The 17,198-nt window shown below is 73.1% G+C and carries 13 protein-coding genes and 1 tRNA gene; 4 read left to right on the plus strand and 10 right to left on the minus strand.

Annotated elements, in window-relative coordinates:
* Window positions 1-4: 4 nt before the first annotated feature.
* Window positions 5-1,639 carry a dynamin family protein gene (locus ACIP9H_RS04265; RefSeq protein WP_401583210.1) on the minus strand — a complete coding sequence of 545 codons (1,635 nt, stop codon included), beginning with the start codon at window positions 1,637-1,639 and terminating at the stop codon, window positions 5-7.
* Between the two features lie 332 nt (window positions 1,640-1,971).
* Here ACIP9H_RS04265 and ACIP9H_RS04270 point away from each other — a divergent pair.
* Window positions 1,972-2,044: transfer RNA gene (locus tag ACIP9H_RS04270), tRNA-Arg, on the plus strand.
* Window positions 2,045-2,411: 367 nt separating this feature from the next.
* Here ACIP9H_RS04270 and ACIP9H_RS04275 read toward each other — a convergent pair.
* The 3 genes from ACIP9H_RS04275 to ACIP9H_RS04285 form a co-directional block, all read right to left on the minus strand.
* Complete coding sequence (locus ACIP9H_RS04275) at window positions 2,412-3,503, minus strand: hypothetical protein (protein ID WP_401957388.1); 1,092 nt, start codon at window positions 3,501-3,503, stop codon at window positions 2,412-2,414.
* 76 nt (window positions 3,504-3,579) lie between these two features.
* Window positions 3,580-4,500 carry an aminoglycoside phosphotransferase family protein gene (locus ACIP9H_RS04280; RefSeq protein ID WP_401957634.1) on the minus strand — a complete coding sequence of 307 codons (921 nt, stop codon included), beginning with the start codon at window positions 4,498-4,500 and terminating at the stop codon, window positions 3,580-3,582.
* Between the two features lie 145 nt (window positions 4,501-4,645).
* Complete coding sequence (locus ACIP9H_RS04285) at window positions 4,646-5,089, minus strand: VOC family protein (protein ID WP_401957390.1); 444 nt, start codon at window positions 5,087-5,089, stop codon at window positions 4,646-4,648.
* A 272-nt stretch (window positions 5,090-5,361) separates the two neighbouring features.
* Between ACIP9H_RS04285 and ACIP9H_RS04290 the strand changes: the two genes are divergently transcribed.
* From ACIP9H_RS04290 to ACIP9H_RS04300, 3 genes are all read left to right on the plus strand, one after another.
* Entirely contained in the window at window positions 5,362-7,047 is a 1,686-nt protein-coding gene (locus tag ACIP9H_RS04290; protein WP_401957393.1) for a phytoene desaturase family protein, read from the plus strand.
* A 225-nt stretch (window positions 7,048-7,272) separates the two neighbouring features.
* Entirely contained in the window at window positions 7,273-9,708 is a 2,436-nt protein-coding gene (locus ACIP9H_RS04295) for a SpoIIE family protein phosphatase (RefSeq protein WP_401957395.1), read from the plus strand.
* A 102-nt stretch (window positions 9,709-9,810) separates the two neighbouring features.
* Entirely contained in the window at window positions 9,811-10,518 is a 708-nt protein-coding gene (locus ACIP9H_RS04300) for a hypothetical protein (RefSeq protein WP_401582912.1), read from the plus strand.
* A 4-nt stretch (window positions 10,519-10,522) separates the two neighbouring features.
* Here ACIP9H_RS04300 and ACIP9H_RS04305 read toward each other — a convergent pair whose 3' ends face one another.
* From ACIP9H_RS04305 to ACIP9H_RS04330, 6 genes are read right to left on the minus strand one after another with little or no spacing between them, the layout of a single operon-like run.
* Window positions 10,523-11,092 (minus strand): flavoprotein, encoded by a 570-nt coding sequence (locus tag ACIP9H_RS04305; protein WP_401957399.1) that lies wholly within the window; start codon window positions 11,090-11,092, stop codon window positions 10,523-10,525.
* A 9-nt stretch (window positions 11,093-11,101) separates the two neighbouring features.
* Window positions 11,102-11,905 (minus strand): phosphate ABC transporter ATP-binding protein, encoded by an 804-nt coding sequence (locus tag ACIP9H_RS04310; RefSeq protein ID WP_401583213.1) that lies wholly within the window; start codon window positions 11,903-11,905, stop codon window positions 11,102-11,104.
* A 40-nt stretch (window positions 11,906-11,945) separates the two neighbouring features.
* Entirely contained in the window at window positions 11,946-12,944 is a 999-nt protein-coding gene (locus ACIP9H_RS04315) for a sortase (protein WP_401957402.1), read from the minus strand.
* Window positions 12,941-14,239: an Ig-like domain-containing protein gene (locus ACIP9H_RS04320; protein ID WP_401582917.1), complete on the minus strand. Its 1,299-nt coding sequence runs from the start codon at window positions 14,237-14,239 to the stop codon at window positions 12,941-12,943. Before ACIP9H_RS04320 ends, ACIP9H_RS04315 begins: the two co-directional genes overlap by 4 nt.
* Window positions 14,240-14,254: 15 nt before the next feature.
* Entirely contained in the window at window positions 14,255-15,154 is a 900-nt protein-coding gene (locus tag ACIP9H_RS04325; RefSeq protein ID WP_401582919.1) for a hypothetical protein, read from the minus strand.
* 44 nt (window positions 15,155-15,198) lie between these two features.
* Complete coding sequence (locus ACIP9H_RS04330) at window positions 15,199-17,079, minus strand: hypothetical protein (RefSeq protein ID WP_401582921.1); 1,881 nt, start codon at window positions 17,077-17,079, stop codon at window positions 15,199-15,201.
* Window positions 17,080-17,198 lie beyond the last annotated feature (119 nt).

The following is a 17,198-nucleotide window of genomic DNA, read 5'->3' on the forward strand; positions in this document are numbered from 1 at the left end:
CCGCTCACCTCTCCCACAGTCCGTACGACTTCTGCATCACGGAGAGCTCCGCGATCAGCGATGCCTGCTGGCCCGCCGTGACGTCCAGTGCGTCCACCGGCCGCAAGCGGCGTTCGCGTTCGGCGTCCAGCAGCTCCCCGACGATCCGGTCCAGCGCCTCGCGCGCCCGGTCCCCGGCCCGCAGCGCGGCCAGGGCGCCGCCCAGCGTGGCGAGCCGCTCGCCGGCCGGGGTGCCCGCACGGCCGCCGAGGAGGGCGACCCCGAGCAGCGCGGCCGCGTCCTCGGGGTCCACGTCCTCGGGCGCGGAACTCACGGCCTCGTAAGCGATCCTGGTCAGGTTCCAGCTCCAGTCGGCGACGGCTTCCTCGATGCGGTCGTCGAGCCCCTCGTCGGCGGGCATGCGGGCCGCGGCGTCCAGGGGGGCGCTGCCCGCCCGGTCGCGCCGCCAGTCGTCCAGGACGCGCTCGTCGGCGGCGGTGATCCGCGTACGGAGCAGGACCGCGAGTCCCTCGGCGAGCGCGGCCTGCAGGGCCCCGGAACCGCAGTCCGGATAGCCGCGCCAGCACGCCAGCGCCTCGCCGGAGAGCGCCGCCCCCGAGGTCACGGCCTCGTCGAAGGCGTCCTGCGCCGCGTCGTAGGCGTCGTCCACGTAGCGGGCCAGGCGTGTCGCCGCCGCGTGCTGGGCGGCGGACGCGCCCGCGAGCTCCGGCAGCCGGCTGTCGAGCGAACCGAGGACGCCGGACGCGGTGCGCCGGGCCGCCTGGTGCCGCGCGGCCGGATCCTCCGCGCAGTGCGCGAGCCAGCTGCCGAGCGCGGCCACGGCGGTGTGCGGCAACAGCCCGCCACCGCCCGCCGACTCGGGCAGCTCGGGGACCGTGAACCGCGGTACGTCCCCGAGGCCGGCCCGGTCCAGCAGCGCGGCGTAGTGGTCCGAGACGTCGTCGAGGATCTGGTGCGGCACCCGGTCCAGCACGGTGGCCAGGGTGACGTCGTACTCCTTGGCGGTGCGCAGCAGATGCCACGGCACCGCGTCGGCGTAGCGGGCCGCGGTCGTCACCAGGATCCAGATGTCGGCGGCGCAGAGCAGTTCGGCGGCGAGTTCGCGATTGCGCACGACGAGGGAGTCGATGTCCGGCGCGTCGAGCAGCGCCAGTCCGCGCGGCAGGGTGTCGTCGGTCTCCAGCCGCAGCCACAACGGGCCGTCCGGCGCGCCGTGGTCGTCGTCCGCCTCGCGGCTCCCGTCGTCCGCGTCGCTCGATGCCCGCGGCCGCGGCGCCCACGCCCGCGCCAGTCCCGGCAGCACCCGCGGATCGGCGAACCACGCCCGGTCCTCGGGATGGCACACCAGCACCGGTGTCCGCGTCGTCGGCCGCAGTACCCCTGAGTCGCTCACCCGCCGCCCGATCAGCGAGTTGACCAGCGTCGACTTCCCCGCGCCCGTCGACCCGCCGACCACCGCAAGCAACGGCGCCTCCGGCGCCCGCAGCCTGGGCACCAGATAGTCGTCGAGCTGCGCCAGCAGCTCCCGGCGGGTACGGCGGGCCCGCTCCGCCCCGGGAATCGGGAGGGGAAAGCGCGCGGCGTCGACGCGGTCGCGCATCGCAGAGAGCACGTCCAGCAGATCGGGCCTCGTGTCCAAGATCGCCACAGACGCAGAATGCCCCATTTTGGTGGGTTTTTGAAGCGTATTTCGCGTACTTCACGCCTTTCGGCCCGCAAGAGCGTCCCAACGGGACACATGAGCACGGAGAGGCAGCGGCATAACGAGTGCACAACGGCCGAAGACTGGTGCGTCAAAAGTGGTGCGACATTCGCACCTGCCTGCGATTATCAGACCGCTTCACCGAACCTACACAACGTGTCATGAAGGCGAAGCAACCGGCCGCACATCAGCCGCGCCCTATCCTTGTCCCCGGCAAGGTCACGGATACCGTCGACACCATGGGGCGGGTTGGTCGCGGCCATCGTCCGGCCCCCGTAGCTCAGTGGATAGAGCAGGCGCCTTCTAAGCGCTTGGCCGCAGGTTCGAGTCCTGCCGGGGGCACGCCTTGCGCCCCTCCCTTGCGGAGGGGCTTTTTGCTGGTCAGGTGCCTGCCGGAGCGAGCGCCGCAGCGCCGGACCTCGCCCTTGTGATCATGAGCGTGGTCCGACGTCGCCCTGCTGTCACCGGGTTCTCGCGGGTGGCTCTGTCGACTGCGTGGCGACGTTCTCGCGGCAGTGCGACGATCTTCGTCCGGGTCGTCGTACGGGTGTGCCCGCGCTTCCCCGGCGGTGAGGCGAGCAGAGCGCCCGGCCCGGCGGAAAACCGACCCCGCAAGGACGTCCCGTACCGACGGCGAACGGCGGATCCGCGTCGGCGCTTCGGGCAGGGCTGGGGCGGTGCGAGGAGCCCGGAGCGCCGAGTTAGCCGGTCATCCCCGGATCAGGATGTCCGGCCGCGGCTTTCCGCCGTTGGCTGTCGTCCGCTTGCCGTTCGCCGCCCTGGCCGCGGCGGTGCCACGCGCCAGCTGGAACGCGGCGATCGGGTCGCCCGAGTCGGTCCACGGTTCCGCGCCGCACCACGGGCCGATGAGTTGGAACTGCTCGAGCGCGGCGTCGTAGTCGCCGATGTTCCCCAGGTAGTGCGCGAGCAGGTGCCTGAGGCGCGGCAGTCGCTCGTCGTCCTCGGGCACCTGGTTCAGCGAGCGTACGACGTCCGGCAGTAGGGCCTTGACCTTGGCGTTGGCCACGGGGGCCATGACACCGTGGCGTTCGCCGAGTTCGGACAGGGCGTACAGGTAGATGCCCGCCAGGGGGCTGCCTTCCGGCGCGTTCCGTACGGCGCGTTCCGCGAAGTCCATCATCTGCTTGTCGGTGCCGCACCATTTGGCGCACCAGTACTGCAGGGCCTGCCAGTGGCCCGCGTAGTGGTGCGGGGCGCGCTCCACCAGTCCGTCCCACAGGGGCTGGAACTTCATGCCGCGGTACTTGAGGGCGCGGGCAGTGGTGATCATGACGACCCAGGGGCCCGGGTCCCGGGGTGCGAGTTCGGCGGCCTTCTGCGCCGCCTTCATGGCCTCGGGCAGCATCTGCTGGAAGCGGCTCATGCTCTCGATCGGGACCTGGTTCGCGTACCCGGATCCCCGTACCTCCCATGCCTGGTGCACGAGCAACTCCGCGCGGAGCGTGGCGGCGTCACTGTTCTCCGGCTCGCTCCGGACCCATTCGTCCAGCCATGCGCCGTCCCGCTGCGCGATCTCCTGCAGCAGTTCCAGCCGGTTCCAGCGCTGGTCCCATTCCTGTCCGGCGGCCGCCACGTACGAGGCCGCCGCGCGCCAGTCGCCCGCCCACACCGTGTCCGCCAGGGCCTGCATCTCCCTGAGCCGCGAGGCCGGCAGCGGCGGCCCGGGGCGCCCGGCGTCGAGTTGCGCCAGAGGGGCGAGCCCGTACTCGGCGGGGTCGAACTGCGTACGGACCCATCGCGCGACGCGGGCCTTGTGTATGGCGGCAAAGGGGCTTTTCACACCGGAGATCATCCAGCGCGTGGTCACCGACGGCAACCCGCCGGCCGTGACGACGAGCCGTCACCGGAGCACCCGTTCACCACCGACGAGTCGCGCCGCCGCGTTCCGGTCCCATCGACTCCAGTATGCGGTCGAGTGTCCGGCGCCCCATGGCGCTCATCGTCGGATTGCTCTCGACGTAGTACCAGACCAAGCCCACCGCCTGTTCGAACGCCCATGCCTTGCCGCGCTCCCACTCCAGGTCGTCACAGGCCAGGGCCCGCCGGAGGACTTCCCGCGGGCCCCGCCGCAACAGGTGCCAGGCACTGACCAGATCCAGCGCCGGGTCCGCCGGGCCGAAGCCGCCGGTGTCGATCACGCCGCTGAGCCGGTCTCCCGCGACCAGTACATTGCCGGGGATCAGGTCACCATGGCTCATCACGTCGGCGGCCGTGCGGGGCAACTCCCGAAAGTGGCACCACGCCTGACGGAGCCGCGGCACGTCGAGCAGTCCCTGGCTCTCCTCGAAGCACTTCGCCGTCCAGTCGTCGTGGTGGGCGAGAACGCCGCCACGGCCGTTCCCGCCGAAGAGCCGCCCCCGCGTCCCGGCGCCGCGCAGGGTGGCGATGAAGGCCGCGAGGTCCTCGGCAAAAGCGTCCGACCCACTCGGGTCGGCATCGGACGCGATCGTTCCCGGCAGCCATGTCTGGACCGACCACGGCATGGGGTAACCCGCTCCGGGTTTTCCCAGGGCGACCGGTTCCGGGGCGGGGAACCTCGACACCTGTGCCAGCTCCGCGCTCGCCCGGGCTTCCTGCTCGAGAACCGCCAGCGCCCCGGCAGGTTCGGCCGGACGGAGCGGGAAGCGGGCCGAGAGGCCGTTCCCGATGCGGAAGATCGCATTGACCGTCCCGGTCGACGACACACGTCGGATCGCCTTGCCGCTCCACTGCGGGAACTGCTCCTGGATCAGGGCCGCGACGATCTCGGCCGTCACGTCCACCTGGTCATCGTGCATGGTCACGCCCGCGGGCCCTCCACTGGTCGCGTCCGGAACGCCGGAGGCGGACCGGACCGGCTGGGACGACAGCCAGTATTCAGATGCCAGGGGTGGGATCAACCGATATTCGCCGCCCCAGGTCACAGCCCGGCCTCGGGCCGGATCACTTGTGCAGCTGCTCGGCCAGTCCGACGATGATGCCGGACGGGCCGCGGAGGTAGCAGAGCAGAAAGCTGTCCTCGTAGCGGGCGATCCCGCCGAGGAGTTCGCCGCCGTGGGGGCGCAGGCGGCCGACGGTGTCCTCGATGTCGTCGACGGCGAACATGACGCGGTGCGTGCCCAGGATGTTGTGCGGCCGGTTGCGTGGCTCGTCGCCGATCGCCACGGGGCTGCGGTACCTCGCCAGTTCGAGCCGGCTGCCGCCGTCCGGGGTCCGGACCATCGCGATGTCGCAGTGGACGCCGTCGAGTCCGGTGCACTGGTCGGCGAAGGGGCCCTCGACCTCCGCCGTGCCCTCCAGCTCCATACCGAGTTCCACGAAGAACGCGACGGCGGCGTCCAGGTCCTCGACGACGATGCCGACGTTGTCCATCCGCTGAATCGCCATGCGGGTCTCTCCTTCATCCTGGTGCGGCCGGTGGCCGCCGCTGGTGTCCCCGGGACGGAGCCGGTGGCCCGTTCTCGACATCCACGGCCAGGGTAGGCACGCCCGGCCCGGCGCCCGGCCGGTCCGGGGCCCGCACCGGCGGTGTTGCGGACCGCCGGGGCGGGAGGAGCATGGGAAGGGGGGTGTTCCGGGGACGGGAGTGGCAGCGCGGGCGCTGGGCGGGGGTGGCACGCCGCGTCCTCGCGGTGGCACGAGCGGCAGGGACCCGGCACATGACCGCACCAGACTCCTACGGCTACGCCTACGACGCTGTCGTCGTCGGTGGCGGCCACAACGGGCTCGTGGCGGCCCTGTACCTGGCGCGGGCGGGGTGGTCGGTGGCCGTGCTGGAGCGGAACGCCGTGGTGGGAGGGGCCATCGCGAGCGGTGAGGTCACGCTCCCCGGGTTCGTGCACGATCTGTACTCCACCAACCAGAACCTCTTCCTCGGGTCCCGCGCGTACGCCGACTTCGCCCCGGCGCTGTCCCGCCACGGGCTGCGGTTCCGCACGACCGACCGCCCCTTCGCCAATGCCTTCCCGGACGGGTCGAGCGTGCAGGTCCACGGCGACTACGAGCGCACCCTCGCGCGGCTGGCGGAGCACAGCGCCGGGGATGCCGCGGGTTTCGCGGGCCTGTACCGGCTGTACCAGCGGTTCGCGCCGTACCTGTTCGGCCTGTACGGCAGTGCCGTGCCGTCGGGCGCGGCCGCGCGGCAACTGGCGGGCCTGCTGCGCCGTCACGGCCTGCGGGGCGCTCGGGAGCTCGCCCACACGCTGGTGATGAGCACCCGGGAGCTGGGCGAGACCTGGTTCGCCACCCGGGAGGCGCGGGCCATGGCGGCCTGCTGGGGCATGCACCTGGACTTCGGCCCGGACGTGGCGGGCGGGGCGATGTTCCCGCTGCTGGAGATGTTCGCGGACATGGAGAACGGCATCGCCGTCGTCGAGGGGGGCGCGGAGCGGCTGCCGCTGGCGCTCGCCTCGGTGCTGGCGGAGTACGGCGGCGAGATCCGCACCGGGGCGGAAGTGGATCGCGTCCTGTGCCGCGACGGCCGGGCGGCGGGCGTGCGCTGCGCCGACGGCACCACGCTGACGGCGCGCCGTGCCGTGGTCGCGGACGTCGCGCCGGTGGCGCTGTACGAGCGGTTGCTCGATGCCGGGGAGGCGCCCGCGCATGTGCGGCGCAAGGCGCGCGACTACCGGTACGGGCCCGGCACGATGATGCTGCACCTCGCGCTCGACGGGCCGCTGCCCTGGGCGGCGGGGGACGAACTGTCCGGCTTCGGCTACGTGCACGTGGCGCCGTACGTCGACGATCTGGCGCGCACCTACACCGAGGCCCAGGCGGGGCTGCTGCCCGCCGAACCGCTGCTGGTCGTGGGGCAGACCTCCACGGTCGACCCGACGCGGGCCCCGGCCGGCCGGCACGTCGTGTGGATCCAGATCCGCGCGGTGCCCTCGGTCATCCGCGGGGACGCGGCGGGGACCATTCGGGACACCCGCTGGCCCGAGGCGGTCGGGCCGATGACCGAGCGGGTGCTGGCCAAGCTGGAGGACTACGCGCCCGGCACCCGGTCGCGGATCGCCGGTGCCACCGCCTGGGGCCCCCAGGACCTGGAGGCGGCCGATCCGAACCTGGTCGGCGGCGACAGTGTCGCCGGCAGCCACCATCTGTGCCAGAACCTCGTCTTCCGGCCGATGCCCGGGCACAGCGGCTATCGCACGGCGGTCCCCGGCCTGTATCTGACCGGTGCCGCGACCTGGCCGGGCGCGGGCAACAACGCCGCGTCCGGCCGGCTCGCCGCCCGCCAGGTGCTCCAGGACGTCCGGCTGCGCCGCGGGACGTGGGCGGCCCGTGCCCGGCGTCGCTCGGCCCGGGACGGGGCCGGTGGCGGAGGGCCGGACCGCCGGGGATGAGGAACATCTCGGCCCCGCCGGGCTCGTGGCCGTGAACACGGCCCGGAGCGGACCGTGTTGCCGCGTCGGCCTGTCGCAGCCCCGTACGTCCGCCCCTCCTCGCGGAGGGGCTTTTTGAGGCGTGTGTCACAGATCGGCGCCGCGTCCGGTCGAATGCGTAAACAGCCCTGAAAGCGACATATCAAGCACCGCCGTGGGCGCCCGCCTGCCCGAGGGAGAAGTCCGATGACCACCACCACGCTCACGCTCAGTGAACACACGGACACGTCCGCGATATCCGACTCGGCCATCGCACTGCTCGACGAGCGGGGGACGGTGGTCGCCTGGACCCGGGCCGCCGAGCGTCTCGTCGGATATTCGGCCTGCGATGCGGTGGGCCGGTCCGCCGCACCCGTCCTCCCCTCCCTCGGGGAAGCCCCGACGATGTCGGCCTTCGTCGAGAAGTGCCGCGACGACAACGGCTGGTCGGGCACGACGGACGTGCGCGACCGCCACGGACGCACGGTCGACGTCGGCCTGCGCTTCTCGACGGTGCGGGGGCAGGACGGGACAACGCGCTGGCTCGCGTCCGTGGGCGACGTCGGCGCGATGTCCGGGAAGGCGGGCAACAAGGCGATGCGGGGCGCGCTGCTGACCCGCGCGCCGATCGGCATCGTCGTCCGCGACCGGCAGCTGCGGTGCACCTGGGCGAACGACGTGATGGAGGACCACGACGGCATCCCCCTGCACCTCCGGCTCGGGCAGCGGTTCACCGATGTGCTGCCCGGCACCAAGGCCGAAGCGCTGGAGGGCGTGATGCGGCAGGTGCTGCGGAGCGGCACGACCAAGGTCCACGAGTACCGGACGTGGCTGCCGACGAACCTGGGCCCCGAGCACCCGTTCGCGGCCTCGTTCCACTGCCTGCAGGGCGCCGACGGACAGCCGCTGGGGGTGTGCGTCATCAGCGTCGACGTCACCGAGAGCCGCCGGGTGCGCGAGCGGCTCGCCGTCCTCGGCGAGGCCGGGGCCCGCCTCGGCAGCACCCTGGACGTGATGCAGACCAGCCAGGAACTGGCCGACCTCGCCGTGCCCCTGCTCGCCGACTACGTCGCCGTGGACCTGGAGCAGGCGGTGCCGTTCGGTGAGGGACCCCCGGTCCGCATCGGTCCGGGTGAGCGGCAGCCCGTCTTCCGGCGGGCCGGTCTGGCCTCGATCCACCGGGGGGTCCCGGAGTCCGTCTGGGTAGGCGGGGAGCCGGTCCCCGTCCCGCCCGACTCGCCCTTCAGCGAGGTCCTGTGCACCGGCAGGACCCATCTGGAGCCGATCCTGGACACCGCTCCGGGGCTGTGGATCGACAAGATCCCGGCACTGGCCCGGAAGGTCCACGAGCACGGCGTGCACTCGCTGATGATCGTGCCGATCCGCGCGCGGCGCACCGTGCTGGGCATGGTCGTCTTCGTCCGCACCCAGGACCCGGTGCCGTTCCAGGAGGCCGACCGGCTCCTGGCCGAGGAACTCGTCAACCGTGCCGCGGTGTCGCTGGACAACGCCCGCCAGTACGCCCGCGAGCACACCGCGGCCCTCGCGCTCCAGCGCAACCTGCTCCCGAGCCGCCTGCGGGGCGGCACGGCGGTCGAGGCCGCCTCCCGCTATCTGCCCGCCGACGTGGACCACGGGGTCGGCGGCGACTGGTTCGACGTGATCCCGCTGTCCGGCGCCCGGGTGGGGCTGGTCGTCGGGGACGTGGTCGGGCACGGTCTCCACGCCGCCGCGGCCATGGGCCGGCTCCGCACCGCCGTGCAGACGCTCGCCGACATGGACCTGCCGCCCGACGAGCTGATGGCCCACCTCGACGACACGGTCCAGCGGCTGGCCGACGAGGACGACGACGAGACCCCGGCGGCGGTGGGCGCCACCTGCCTGTACGCCGTGTACGACCCGGCCACCCGCCGGTGCACCATGGCACGGGCCGGGCACCCCCCGCCCGCGGTCATCGACCCCCGGGGCCGGGTCAGCTTCCCCGAGCTGCCCACCGGAACCCCGCTGGGCATCGGGCTGGGAGTGCCCTTCGAGTCGGTGGAGCTGGAACTGCCCGAGGGAAGTCTGCTCGCCCTGTACACCGACGGCCTGATCGAGACCCGCGGCCACGACATCGACGAGGGAATGCACCGCCTGGGCACCTCCCTCGCCCAGCCGGGGCGGTCCCTGGAGGACCTCTGCGACCTCGCGACGGAGCCCTACCCGGACCAGGCGCCGTGCGACGACGTCACCCTGCTGCTGGTCCGTACCCGGTCGCTCGACCCGGCCCAGGTCGCCTCCTGGACGCTGCCCAGCGACGACACGGCCGCGCGCCGCGCCCGGCACCTGGCCACCTTCCAGCTGGACGAATGGGGCCTGGAGGGTCTCGAGGAGTCCACGAAGCTGATCGTCAGCGAGCTGGTCACCAACGCCGTCCGCCACAGCACCGGCCCGATCGGCCTGCGCCTGATCCACCACCACGTGCTGACCTGCGAGGTGTTCGACACCGACGTGTGCTCGCCGCATCTGCGCCGCGCCCGCACCGTCGACGAGAACGGCCGCGGCCTGTTCCTGGTCGCGCAGATGTCCCGCCGGTGGGGTTCCCGCTCGGTGACGGGCGGAAAGGTCGTCTGGGCCGAGGCGGAACTGGCGTCAGCGTCCTGAACGCGTCGGCGGCCGGGACCGGGTGCTCCGCGCAGCCGGACGGCCATCGGGCCGTGACCCGCGCGTATCCCGGAGTACGGCAGTGATCACTACGGTCCCGCCATGCAGACGAACAACTCGGAACCGGTCTGGCCGCGCAATGCCGCCCTGGCCGTGATCGCGGCGCTGGCGGCCTTCCTCGTGCTCCGGCAGCCGGCCGAGGCGCCCCAGGACACGGACATGGCGGTACCGGCGGCCTCCGCGCCGGCGGTGCGCGCCACCCCGGGGACCGCGGCGGACGAGCGGCCGATGGCCCCGCCGGCGGAGCTGTTCCCGGCGCGGATGGCGAACGGGACCGACGGCGTGTTCACCCGGCTCGGGGCGACCGTGATGGAGTCGTGCACGGCGCGCGACTCGGTCGGGCCCTCGCTGGCGGGGCGCATCAGGGCGAGCAAGGGCTGCGTGGGCGAGGAGATCGCGCTCTACAAGGACGCGCACGGCGACCGGTTCAACCTGGCCGTGTTCACGATGAAGGATCCGCGGGACACACTGCGGCTGGTGACCTGGCTGATGACGAACTTCGGCGACTACCAGGTGGCGGCCCAGACCCCGCCCCGCGGGTCCGGGCTGCCGGTCCTGCCGGCGGACAGCGGAATGGTGCAGTCCTTCGCCGGTGTGGGACGCGTGATGATCGTCGGGCTGGCCCAGTGGTCGGACGGACGGGTCCGCGACTACCAGGAACTGACGGACCGTCTGCAGCCGCTCGTGCAGGGCGCCGCGAGGAACATCGCCCGCTACGAGACCGCGGCGCCGGTGACCCCGCACGTGTGACGCCTCAGCCGCCCATGACGCGGTCCAGCGTGTCGAGCACGGCGCCCCAGGGCAGTTCGGGAGCGGCGAGCGACGTGCGGGGCTCGGGGAGCGGGCGGCCGGCCGGGTCGTCGACGAGGTGGACGCCGGCCTCGCGGAGCGTCGCGAGATGGCGGCCCCAGGCGGGATGCCGGGCGTGGGCGGCGTTGACCGCGGGCAGGACGACGACCGGGACACCGCGGGTGCCCAGCGCCTCGCAGGTCTGCGTGAGGGCCTGGTTGTCGCCGATGCCGAGGGCGAGTTTGGCCACCGTGCTGGCGCTCGCGGGCGCCACCACGTGGCAGTCGGCGGCCGGATGCGGCCGGGGCTCGGCGGGCAGCCGCGGCTCGTCGCGCACCGGCAGGCCCGTGGCGCGCTCCAGGCGGTCGATCTCGCCGAGGGGGCGCAGCCAGCGGGCGGCGGTGGGAGTGAGCGTGACGGCCACCCGCCAGCCGCGGGCGAGGGCGGGCAGCACGAGGCCGTCGCGCAGGGACTCGACGCCGCCGGCGGCCGAGCCGACGACGGCGAGGACTCCACGGACCGGTTGAGGAGGCATGGCCTTCCCCTACCCGAAGCGACCCTCCACGTAGTCCGCGGTGCGCGGGTCGGCGGGCGTGGAGAACATGGTCGTGGTGAGGCCGTGCTCCACGATGCCGCCGGGCGTGCCCTGTTCGGCCAGGAAGAACGCGCACTGGTCGGAGACGCGGGCGGCCTGCTGCATGTTGTGGGTGACGATCACGATGGTGACCTCGTCGGCCAGTTCGCGGATCGTCTCCTCGATGCGCCGGGTGGAGGTCGGGTCCAGCGCCGAGCAGGGCTCGTCCATCAGCAGCACCTTGGGGCGCACGGCGAGCGAGCGGGCGATGCACAGACGCTGCTGCTGACCGCCCGACAGGGCGCCGCCGGGCTGCCGGAGCCGGGACCGGACCTCCTTCCACAGGCCGGCCTTGGTCAGGCACTCCTCGACCAGGGCGTCCTTGGCGTCGCTGCGCACGCGCAGCCCGGTGAGCTTCAGGCCCGCGGTGACGTTGTCGTAGATGGACATCGCCGGGAACGGGTTGGGCTTCTGGAAGACCATCCCGATCCGGCGGCGGGCCTCGGTGAGCCGGCGGTCGGGCGCGTAGATGTCCTCGCCGTCCAGCAGGACCTCGCCGGCGAGCGACGCGGACGGGATGAGCTCGTGCATGCGGTTCAGGGTCCGCAGGAAGGTCGACTTGCCGCAGCCGGACGGGCCGATGAGGGCGGTCACCTGCCCGGCGGGCATGGTCAGGGAGACCTTTTCGAGGACCTTGTGGTCGCCGAACCAGCAGGAGATGCGGTTGGCTTCGAGGGTGGCACCGGAAGGGGCGTCCTCGGGGTGCCCGGGGATCGGCGGGAGCGGGATGGTGGTCTCGGTCACGGACGGGTCCTCACATCAGGTTGGGCAGGAGCAGCGCGGCGTTGTCCGCGACGAGGAGGCCGAGCACGCCGAGCACGGGAACACCCACGACCCAGGCGTGCCGCCGTCCCCAGCGGGCGTGGGCCCACGCGAGCAGGGCCGCCGCGGCCACGAGGGCCTGGCCCCACAGCACCAGGGGCAGCCAGGCGGACTTCTGGACGGCCATGGGCTTCTCGTCGTCCGGCAGGGCGGCGGCGGCGACGGCGGGCGCCGACGCGGGCTGGGCCGGCGAGATGAGGTCGGCGTCGACGCGCAGGATGCCCCACGGCATGAAGGGCGTGCCGTCGGCCGTGATCAGGGTGAGGCGGCCGCCTCCCTGGGCGACGGCCTGCGGCTGCGGGTCGCCGGCGCGGCGCACGCCGATCACCCGGTAGGTGTGGGTGCCCTGGCCGGTGGTGACCTTGATGGTCCAGCCCTCGTGCAGTCCGTCCAGGTTGCGGAAGGGCCCGCCGTACATGCCCTGGCGGCCCATGATGACGCTGACGCCGGCCTGGCCGGGCAGGGGCGTGTCGCGGCGGTGGCCCAGCCCGCGGGACAGGGTGCGGGCGGTGGTTCCCTCGTCGACGACCTCGCGCAGGTGCAGCCGCGGGATCTCCAGCACGGCGAAGGGCACGCCGGGGGCGAGCTGCTTGACGCCCTCCATCGGCGCCGCGCCCACGGGGGCGACGCCGTTGGCGAGTTCGCCGCGCAGGTCGGCGTAGTCGACCTGCCGGTCGCGGACGTGCCGGACGTGGCCGAGCAGGCCGACGTCGGCGACGAATCCGAGGAGCAGTGCCGCGAGGATGCTGAGCGCGGCGCCTGCCACGCGCAGCCCGGGGCCGGCCGGGCGCGTCACGCGCGCCCGGCCGGCCTCGGATCCGGCCTCCGGCACAAAGGCATAGGGGTGGCCCCACGGCCCGCCGGCCCCCGAGGGGGCGGCGGGCCGTTCGCCGAGTTCGGCGACCGGGGCCGGGGTGCCGGCTGGGGTCATGCCACTCTCACCGACTTGGAGACGGCAGTGCCGTTCGTGTAGCCGGTCCGCCGCGCGGTGACCACGACGGTCACCAGGTGCTTGCGGTCGGACTTGGTGAGGACGTACGTGGAGTGCGTGGCGCCCTTGATGTTGTGGCCGTCACGCCGCCACACGTAGCTGTAGGACGTGCCCGAGGGCTTCCAGGTGCCGACCTTGGCGGTGACGCGCTTGCCCACCTTGGCCGTGCCCGAGATCGCGGGCTTGGTGGCGTTCTGCAGGGCGGGGCCGACGGCCACGGTCACTGCGGGGCTGGTGACGGTGAGCTTGCCCGTGCTGTTGCCGGCGGTGGGACGGCAGGCGATCTTGTGCTTGTAGTCCGTGGCGGCCAGGACCAGGGTCCTGGCGGTCTTCCCGCCGTACGTCTTGCCGTCGCGCAGCCAGGCGTAGGTCACCGTGCTGGCGCCGCGGAAGCTCACCGAGCAGGTCACGGTCGAGGCGACCCGGGCGGTGCCCGTCACCTTGGCGGCCGTCACGAGCGCCGGGGGCTTGATCTTGACGACGAAGGACTTGACCGCCGAGGTGGACGCCCCGTACGCCGCCGAATTGGCCGGGGTGAAGGCGGCCTTCAGGGAGTGGGTGCCCACCTTGAGGGCGCTGGTGCTCAGGGACGCCGTTCCGGAGGTCACGTTGACCGGGGAGCCGACCTGCGTCGCACCGTCGAGGAAGCGCACGGTGCCGGCGGCCCCGGCCGGGGCGACGGTGGCGGTGAGCTTCACGGCGGAGCCCTCGACGACCGGGCCCGCCGGGGAGGCGGCCAGGGTGGTCGTGGTGGCGACCTGCGGCAGGGTGTCCTGGTAGTGGGTGTTGGAGGTGAACCAGATCGACGTGGTGAAGTCGCCGAAGGTGGCGTCGCCGAAGGCCTTGCGGCAGGTCAGGGTGAAGTCGTAGCGGCCCTGGAGCGTGCTGAAACCCGCCTCGCTGGCGTAGTCGCGCATCGTCTCGGTGAGAGGCACCTCGAAGCCGCCGTCGGGCGTCGGGTTGTAGATGGCGATCTCCGAGTTGCCCACGACGTACTGGCCCTCGGCGGGGAATCCGGCGCCCTTCACCGAGACGATGAGGTTGGTCGCGGGCTCCGGGCAGGGCGCCGAGGTGCTCAGGGAGATGCCCTGGGTGTCGGAGCCGGTCGACGGGGTCACCTTCATCGTGCCGACGACGTCGGCACGGGCACCCGAGGTGCCGAGCGCGAGCGCGCCGGCGGCGAGCAGGGAGGCGACGCCGGCCGACAGGCAGCGGCGTGCGGTGGTGGACATCATGGTCGTCTCCGGACCTCAGTCGTTCGGGGTGTCGTGGAAGGTGAGCAGTCCGCGGCGGCGCGCGATGCGCACCGCGGCGAATCCGGCCGCGACCAGGGCGGCCGCGGTGCCGCCGAGAACGGCCGCGTTGGCGCCGGTGGCCGCGAGCGAGCCGCCGCCGGTACCGCCGCCGTTCACGTTGGTGGAGATGCCCTCGGTGCCGCCGTCCGTCGAACCGCCGTCCGTGGAACCGCCGTCGGTCGTACCGCCGTCGGTGGTGCCGCCGTCCGCGGTGCCGTCGGTGGGCTCACCGGTGTCGGTCGGCTCACTCGTGTCGGTCGGCTCACCGGTGTCGGTGGGCTCCGCGGTGTCGGTCGGCGTGGTCGTCGGCGTCGTGGTCGGCGTCGTGGTGGGGGTGGTGGTCGGCGTCGTGGTCGGCGTGTTCGTCGGCGCGGCCGGGTCGGTGGACTGGTACGTGGTGTTGGACGTGAACCAGATCGACCCGGTGAAGTCCCCGTAGGTGGTGTCCCCGAAGGCCCTCCCGCAGGTCACGGTGAAGGTGTACTTGCCCTCCAGCACCTTGAAACCCGCCTCGTTGGCGTAGTCGCGCATCGTCTCGATCAGGGGCACGTCGAAGCCGCCCTCGGGCGTCTGGTTGTAGGTGCTCGTCGGCGCGTTTCCCACGACGTTCTGGCCCTCGGCGGGGAAGCCGGAGCCCTTCACCGAGGCGATGACGTAGTCCGCGGGCGCCGGGCAGAGGGCGTCGGTGGTCAGGGTGATGCCGCTGGTGTCGGACCCGTGGTCCGGGGCCACCGTCATCGTTCCCACGACCTCGGCGTGCGCGGCGGAGGCACCGAGCAGGCCCACCGCGCCCCACGTGAGCACCAGGGCTCCGAGGCCGGCCGCTGCCGGCCGGGACAGGCTTCTGATGGACATGATCTTCTCTCCTCTTGCGTAGGGTCTGATGTGGTGACGGACGCTCAGTCGTCCGAATCGGCCGTGGCGGCACGGCCCTTGCGGCCGCGCGCCCACTGGGTCGCGCCGAAGGCGACCACCAGGAAGGCGACGACGAAGCCGGCGAGCGACCAGGCGACGAGCGCGGTGTGGGAGCCCGATGAGGCGGCCGTGGCGACCAGGGGGTCGCCGGAGGTGCCGCCCTGGACGTTCTGCGCGGCGGAGCCGGCTGGCGCGCCGCTGGGCACGCCCGCGCCCGTACCCGTTCCCGTGGCCGGGCCGACGGGGGCGGACGGATCGGCCTGACCCGTGCCGCCCTGCATGCCCTGCACCTCCTGGCCGCCGCCGGTCGTGCCCGCGGCGGGGTTCTCGGGCTCGGCCTGCGTGCCGTCGCGGTACGCGTCCTTGGAGACGAAGCGCACCGAACCGGTGAAGTCCCGCAGGCCCTTGTCGTCGAAGGCCCCCTTGAGGCACGTCGCCGTGAAGGTGTACGTGCCGTGCAGGTCGCGGAAACCGGCCGTGGCGGCGTAGTCCTGCATGGTGAAGGTGAGCGGGATCGTCAGGCCGCCGCCGACACCCTGCGGGTAGGTGCTGATCGGCGCGTTGCCGACGACGTTCTGGCCGCCCTTGGGGAAGCCGGCTCCGTGCACCCGGACGATGACGTACGTGGTGGCCGGCGGGCAGGGGGCCGCGGCGGTGAGCGTGATCGGCTGCATGGCCGAGCCGTGCGGCGGCGAGACCGAGAGGGCGCCGGGGGCGGCCGCGGCGGCGCTCGGCGCGCCCATCCAGCCCACCAGCGCGGCCAGCACCATGGCGACCGGCGCGGCCGCCTTCGCCTTGGGGGCCCGCTTGGACCCGGTGGGGGCGGGGCGGCCGGCAGGGGCGGCCGAACCCGGACGGCGGCGGCGCCCGCGGAGCCAGAAGAACAGACCGGCGCCGACGGCCAGGAGCACGACGGCCACCCAGATCCACGGCACGGCCCAGAAGCCCTGGGTGCGGGTCACCCGCGGCAGGATGGGGTGCTTGATGTCACCGCGCACGGAGACCGGGTCGACCTGCACGGTCGCGGTGTCGCGCACCGTGGGCAGCACGCCGGTGGCCTTGGCGGTGAACGTGAGCTTGGTGCCGGGCAGCAGCTCGGCCATGTCCTCGACACCGGTGATCTTGGCGGTGCCGCCGAACAGGTCGCGGACCTTCACGATCTGACGGGCACCCAGCCGGACGTTGCCGATGTTGCGGACGGTGTACGTGATGGTGGCGGAGCCGCTGCCGAAGGGGTTCGCCGTGCCGTGGTAGCTGGTGTGCACGTCCTCCACGGTCAGCCGGGGCTTGAGCTCGCCGGCCACCCGGACGTACACACGGGCGCCGACGCGCTGGTCGACCTTGACCCGGTCGCCCTTCTTGTCGGTGCGGACTCCCGCCAGCGACGCGACGATGCCGGCGACGTGGTCGCCCGGGGTCACGGCGGCGGGGACGGTCAGGGTGAAGGGCACGATGACCTTCGAGCGCCGCGGAATGGTCACGCGGCTCTTGCCGACCTTCACCCACGCACCGGCGTCCTTGGACTTGGCGCCGCCCGCGAGCAGGTCGAAGCCGCCCTCGGCCGTGTTGATGGCGTCGGCGGCGTACACGTTCAGGGTGAGCGGCTCGTTGCCGTAGTTCCAGACGGCGAGGTAGTCGCGCACCGCGGCGCCCGGGGTGACGCCGTACGAGAAGTTCGGCCGGGCGTCGGGCTTCTTCGCGGACGACGGCTGGACGCCGAAGGTGGTGCGCCCGTGCGGATCCGCGGCCGGCCGTGCGGACGACGGCTGTGCGGGAGCGGCCGAAGCGGCTTCGGCTGCGGGGAGAACGGCGAAGAGGCAGGCGGCCAGGACGGCGGCCAGCCGGCGGGCGGAACGCGTGATCATGTCAGGTCGTCCGTTCGGGCGCGGGCAGTACGGGAGGGTGAATGCGGCCGGAGGCCGGGACGGGCATCGCTGCCCGTCCCGGCCCGGGGCGGCCTCAGGTGGCACCGCCCCATGACCTG

It is taken from the genome of Streptomyces sp. NPDC088732 (assembly GCF_044751205.1).
Classification (GTDB): domain Bacteria; phylum Actinomycetota; class Actinomycetes; order Streptomycetales; family Streptomycetaceae; genus Actinacidiphila.

Excerpts from the sequence above, each read along its gene's own strand:
- ACIP9H_RS04305 (WP_401957399.1), bottom strand. The coding sequence starts at position 11,092 with ATGCCTCCTCAACCGGTCCGTGGAGTCCTCGCCGTCGTCGGCTCGGCC.
- ACIP9H_RS04280 (WP_401957634.1), bottom strand. The coding sequence starts at position 4,500 with ATGCACGATGACCAGGTGGACGTGACGGCCGAGATCGTCGCGGCCCTG.
- ACIP9H_RS04320 (WP_401582917.1), bottom strand. The coding sequence starts at position 14,239 with ATGATGTCCACCACCGCACGCCGCTGCCTGTCGGCCGGCGTCGCCTCC.
- ACIP9H_RS04295 (WP_401957395.1), top strand. The coding sequence starts at position 7,273 with ATGACCACCACCACGCTCACGCTCAGTGAACACACGGACACGTCCGCG.
- ACIP9H_RS04325 (WP_401582919.1), bottom strand. The coding sequence starts at position 15,154 with ATGTCCATCAGAAGCCTGTCCCGGCCGGCAGCGGCCGGCCTCGGAGCC.
- ACIP9H_RS04290 (WP_401957393.1), top strand. The coding sequence starts at position 5,362 with ATGACCGCACCAGACTCCTACGGCTACGCCTACGACGCTGTCGTCGTC.
- ACIP9H_RS04285 (WP_401957390.1), bottom strand. The coding sequence starts at position 5,089 with ATGGCGATTCAGCGGATGGACAACGTCGGCATCGTCGTCGAGGACCTG.
- ACIP9H_RS04315 (WP_401957402.1), bottom strand. The coding sequence starts at position 12,944 with ATGACCCCAGCCGGCACCCCGGCCCCGGTCGCCGAACTCGGCGAACGG.
- ACIP9H_RS04330 (WP_401582921.1), bottom strand. The coding sequence starts at position 17,079 with ATGATCACGCGTTCCGCCCGCCGGCTGGCCGCCGTCCTGGCCGCCTGC.
- ACIP9H_RS04300 (WP_401582912.1), top strand. The coding sequence starts at position 9,811 with ATGCAGACGAACAACTCGGAACCGGTCTGGCCGCGCAATGCCGCCCTG.